The sequence below is a fragment of the Leucobacter sp. GX24907 genome (genome assembly GCF_053567335.1).
Genome location: NZ_JBSGPD010000015.1, coordinates 1 through 4,174 on the forward strand (window position 1 = coordinate 1; position 4,174 = coordinate 4,174).

The following is a 4,174-nucleotide window of genomic DNA, read 5'->3' on the forward strand; positions in this document are numbered from 1 at the left end:
CGCGGTCGCAGCGCGCCTTGACGACGATCCAGCAGTTTGACGAGTCATGGCCGAACCCGTGGAGAGACCACACATTCACCTGTTCAGGTGTCGGAATCGTTGGCGGGTCGTTGTCCACCCACCCCTTACCTGCCTCGACGTGGCGGGTGAGCTCCCACAAACGGTTCTCGGCGAGCAGCGCGTCCACGTCGGCTTGCCCGAGATGATGCATCCACATCTTGTCGAACAGTTCATCAGCGAGCCGGTGCGCTTCCCTATCGATAGCCTCCTGCCCGGTGCCATAGAACTGTGGCGAGTGCTCAACGTTGCGGCGCGCGAACACCTGCACCGATTCATGCCGGTACCCGAACGGCTGAGACCCCGTAGAGGCAGGATCGAACGGCACATACCCATACCATTCGTCCATGAACCACTTCGCTTCGGGCGAGTACCCGCCTTCGCAGTCAGGGCAGGAATCCTCGTGCAGGAACTCTGGGGTGCTGTAGCCGTCCCACACTTTGCCGAGCGGCCACCCGAAGTTGGCGGGCACCCTCCGAACTTCTCTACTCATGGGTCTGTTCTCCGATCTGCGCGGTGGCCGCGCCAGTCAGCAGCCTCGTTGCGCGCTCGATAGCGTCATCGATAATGAACCGCGCCGACGCAACCCGCGACTCATGCCCGGTATCCAACTCGGGGCAAATCATCACCGGCTCAACACTCAGCGCGCCAGCGACCGAGACAAGCTCAGTCACAGTGATGTCCTTACGCCTCCCCGTCTCCCAATTCGCGATAGATGACCTGCTGGGCGTTCCTCCGAGTACGTCGGACAGGTCTTGCGCGCTCATGCCACGCTTGCGCCGATACTTTGCGATCTGCTTGCCGAAATCACTCATTGTCTCCGCCTTCCTGTAGTCGTGCAGCCGGTTCGGTGCATTCCTCACACTCAGACTCCCGGCCCTGCACACGAGTCACCGTGCGCGCCTCAAACCCGTACCGGGTGTGCGGTTCGCTCAGGTGGTCGTGATGATCCGGTTCGGGCCCACACGGGTACGGCTTGATCCGATCCACATCAACCCCGTACTCCTTGCACGACCGGTACAGCTGCTCCATCTCCTCGTGCAGATGGGAATCAACCCACGCCCACGCCGCATCACCCGTCATGCCTTTGTGAAGTGCGACGGCGAGCAGCGCGATCCGGGTTTCGTTGAGCATCTGCATCGTGCGCTCACCAGTACGGCGGAGATCCTCCTGCGTCTCGCCGTAGAACCACGACGTTCCCTCGACTTGGAACCCGACAGCGCGGGCGAGACGATACGGCACCTCCACATCAAGCGGGCGCGTCTCCCACTCCTCAGCGTGCGGGAACAGTTCATGCGCGTAACGGCGCTTCGTTCTACGAGTCATTTCTTCCTCATCTCGTCTCTACGCCGCTCCCACTCATCGACTTCCTTCTCGTGGCACGTCTGCGTTTCCGGCACAAAACAGCAATGCCCCGAATGAATCGGGGCAATGTGGGCGAAGTTTTGGTGACACTTGCATGGGTTGTCGCTCATCGCGATCTCGGTTTCCCGAGCGGCAGCAACCGCCCGTCCTCGATGTACAGCACCACGGCCTCGTCCTCGAAGCCCTGCCACTCGGTCACGTCGATACCCTCATCGAGCGCCTCGGAGTAGTCGCATTCACGCAGGTCAGGGTTCGCCTCCCGACACTCATGCGAGTGCAGGATGTACACCGTCTGCTCGGCAGACACCGCCCTGCCGTAATGCACTTTCTTGTGACGGCGTTGCCCGACAATGTTTTCGATCCGGTCAGCGGGGACTCTCACACTCATTTCGTCCTGCCTTTCAGCGCCCGCAGCTTCGCCAGCGTCTCCTCGTCCACATGCGACGAGAGGCCCGGTTTCCGTTTCACCGGGCGCTGCTGCGGAGACGGCACTGGGCGCTTCTTGTTGGCGAACAACGCAGGAGAGGGTTTCATGGAGTGTTCCTATTTCTGTAGAGCCCGCACTCTTATGGGCTATGGTTCGGGAAGGGTGTCTACGCCCGGAAGAGAGGGCACAGAGATGTCCAAAGACAAGGGCCAGAAGGCCGTCAAGAAGCCCGCCGCTTCCACCGCGAAGGAAAAGAAGCAGGCGAAGCGAGAGAAAAACCAGGCGGCAGCATCGCTGCTAAACACCCGCAAGTAGCTGGCTGGCCGGCGAACCATATGCCGGCCAGTCCCCAGCGTCCCCGCTCGGCACCTCCAAATATTGAAGGCCCCAATGACACATGAACCAGGCACAGTTCTTATCCACCCCGCGCACGGGCCCATGCGAGTGGTATCCACCACGATGCGCAGGTTTCCCAACGGGACTACCCACGAATGCTTGAACTTGGAAGCCCTCGACACGTACGCGCTCGCCCTCACGATCCCTGTCGACCAGTACGCTGCATCTGGAGTGAGGAACGTCATCAGCGGTGAGAGTCTCGATGAGCTCTTCGGAACGCTCAGCAATGTTTCGGGCGAGGAACCTGAGAACTGGTCCAGGCGGTTCAAAGCAAACGAGCTGAAGGTGCGGTCTGGCAGCGTGCTGAGGCTCGCGGAAGTGGTGCGGGATCTCCTGAGACGTGACGAGGTGAAGACCATTTCCCGGAGCGAACGCCACACACTCAGCCAAGGCATGTCTCAGCTCGCACGCGAAGTGTTCTATTCCAAGAACCTCGAGAGCGTGGATATCGCTGAGCAATCCATTAAAGACGCGGCACTGGGCATCCCACTGGCGCTCTGAAACGCAGGCGTTCATCCGGCGATCTCCACTCCATACTCACGGATCCCGAGGCGATCGCACGCACCCCCAACCGAGCCCTGCGAAGTGGTCGACAGCTACCGGGGCACTCATGCTGCACGGTCCTCGATCAATGGGATATCTCTGATGACCACGTAGGCCTCCTGAAAGTCGTGAGGAACCAGCACGGTGGCTGGCCCCTCGTGGTACAAGAAAAGCGCCCTGCACTGGGTAGGACGCGATGAAAAGAAAAGACCCCCGGAGGTTATCCGGGGGTCTCGTTCGTGATGTGAGAGATCACGTAGTTAGCGAAGGCTGCTCGCTCTCAGATCGGGTAGGTGTTTCTACTGTGATCTTGCGAGGCTTGGCCTTCTCGCTCAGCGGGATGATGACGCTCAGCACGCCGTTGTCGTACGAGGCCGAGATGTCTGACGTGTCTACGCCTTCACCGATGCTGAACTGCCGGAGGTAGTTCCCGAAAGAGCGTTCCTGGGCGAGCCACTTCTTTCCTTCAGCGGTACCGCTCGAGCGTTGTGCGCGGATGGTCAGGAGCTGCCCGTCAAGGTCAATGTCAACGCTGCCGGGGTCTACTCCTGGCATGTCTGCGGTGAGCACATAGCGGTTCTGGTCTCGATAAAGATCCACCGGCATCACTCGCGGTGCTGAGCGTGGAGCGAGCATGCCTGCCGTGAGTCGATCGAGCTCCGTGAAAGGGTCAAAAGACATAGCCATAATGAATCAATCTCCTTTCGGTTAAGAACTTGAGTCCGTTTCGCTCAAGTTGAGGCTAGATTAGCACTCTCAACCTTAGAGTGCTAAAAGAGCTTCCTCAAAGAACGCTTAAAACTCTGGGATGACCGACCAGAGTGACGGCCACCCCCCTCCGGGTATAGAAATAGCGCCCCGTCGCTAGGGCGCTGAATGTGGTGTTGCGGTCGACTTAGAAGGGTTGGCCCTCGTCGCCGAAGCCATCGAAGCCATCGAAGCCATCGAAGCCATCGAAGCCAGAATCGCCGGCTGCGGCCCCGGAAGCGACAGGTGAGGGGATTTTATGCCACCCGCCACCTCCCGTCGCGCCTGAGCCGCCCTGTTGTGGCTGTGAGCGTGTCACCTGAGCTGTCGCCCACCGCAAGTCAGGGCCGAACGCCTCAAACTCAACCTCGACCGAGGATCGCTTCTGCCCGTCCTTTGTCTCGTAATCGCGCTGCACGATCTTCCCGTGCCCGATGACACGCGACCCACGACCGACCGACTGTGCGACATGCTCAGCCATCTCACCCCAGATCGTGCCTCGCGCGAACCATGTTGGACCGTCTTCCATTTCGCCGGTCTGCCGGTTGCGTCGTCGGTCGTTCACCGCGACAGTCACACCGCAGAAAGGTTTGTTGTTCTGCGTGTACCGGAGCTCGATGTCCTGGGTGACGTTCCCGA

The 4,174-nt window shown here is 60.1% G+C and carries 9 protein-coding genes; 2 read left to right on the top strand and 7 right to left on the bottom strand.

Translation table 11 applies throughout. The annotated features are described in order from the left end of the window. The 5 genes from ACUYV6_RS13070 to ACUYV6_RS13090 all read right to left on the bottom strand — a co-directional run. A partial coding sequence (locus ACUYV6_RS13070) for a hypothetical protein (protein ID WP_449279109.1) occupies positions 1–550 on the bottom strand: 550 nt, incomplete at its 3' end. After that, a complete protein-coding gene (locus ACUYV6_RS13075; protein WP_449279110.1) occupies positions 543–872 on the bottom strand; it encodes a helix-turn-helix domain-containing protein in 330 nt (109 codons plus the stop codon). The genes ACUYV6_RS13070 and ACUYV6_RS13075, both read right to left, overlap by 8 nt. After that, the gene (locus ACUYV6_RS13080) at positions 865–1,383 is read right to left on the bottom strand and encodes a hypothetical protein (RefSeq protein ID WP_449279111.1); all 519 of its coding nucleotides are present in this window, start codon (positions 1,381–1,383) and stop codon (positions 865–867) included. The genes ACUYV6_RS13075 and ACUYV6_RS13080 overlap by 8 nt, the downstream gene beginning before the upstream one ends. A 145-nt stretch (positions 1,384–1,528) precedes the next feature. Further along, a complete protein-coding gene (locus tag ACUYV6_RS13085) occupies positions 1,529–1,810 on the bottom strand; it encodes a hypothetical protein (protein WP_449279112.1) in 282 nt (93 codons plus the stop codon). Continuing rightward, a complete protein-coding gene (locus ACUYV6_RS13090; RefSeq protein WP_449279113.1) occupies positions 1,807–1,956 on the bottom strand; it encodes a hypothetical protein in 150 nt (49 codons plus the stop codon). Before ACUYV6_RS13090 ends, ACUYV6_RS13085 begins: the two co-directional genes overlap by 4 nt. An 85-nt stretch (positions 1,957–2,041) precedes the next feature. On the opposite strand from ACUYV6_RS13090, the gene ACUYV6_RS13095 reads away from it, so the two are divergent. Both ACUYV6_RS13095 and ACUYV6_RS13100 read left to right on the top strand, forming a co-directional pair. Next, entirely contained in the window at positions 2,042–2,164 is a 123-nt protein-coding gene (locus tag ACUYV6_RS13095) for a hypothetical protein (RefSeq protein WP_449279114.1), read from the top strand. Between the two features lie 180 nt (positions 2,165–2,344). After that, positions 2,345–2,746: a CarD family transcriptional regulator gene (locus tag ACUYV6_RS13100; RefSeq protein ID WP_449279115.1), complete on the top strand. Its 402-nt coding sequence runs from the start codon at positions 2,345–2,347 to the stop codon at positions 2,744–2,746. Between the two features lie 294 nt (positions 2,747–3,040). Here the strand turns inward: ACUYV6_RS13100 and ACUYV6_RS13105 are convergent, their stop codons facing one another. Beyond that, positions 3,041–3,475: an Hsp20/alpha crystallin family protein gene (locus tag ACUYV6_RS13105; RefSeq protein ID WP_449279116.1), complete on the bottom strand. Its 435-nt coding sequence runs from the start codon at positions 3,473–3,475 to the stop codon at positions 3,041–3,043. 208 nt (positions 3,476–3,683) lie between these two features. Continuing rightward, on the bottom strand, positions 3,684–4,174 hold a 491-nt coding region (gene ssb, locus ACUYV6_RS13110), incomplete at its 5' end, for a single-stranded DNA-binding protein (RefSeq protein WP_449279117.1).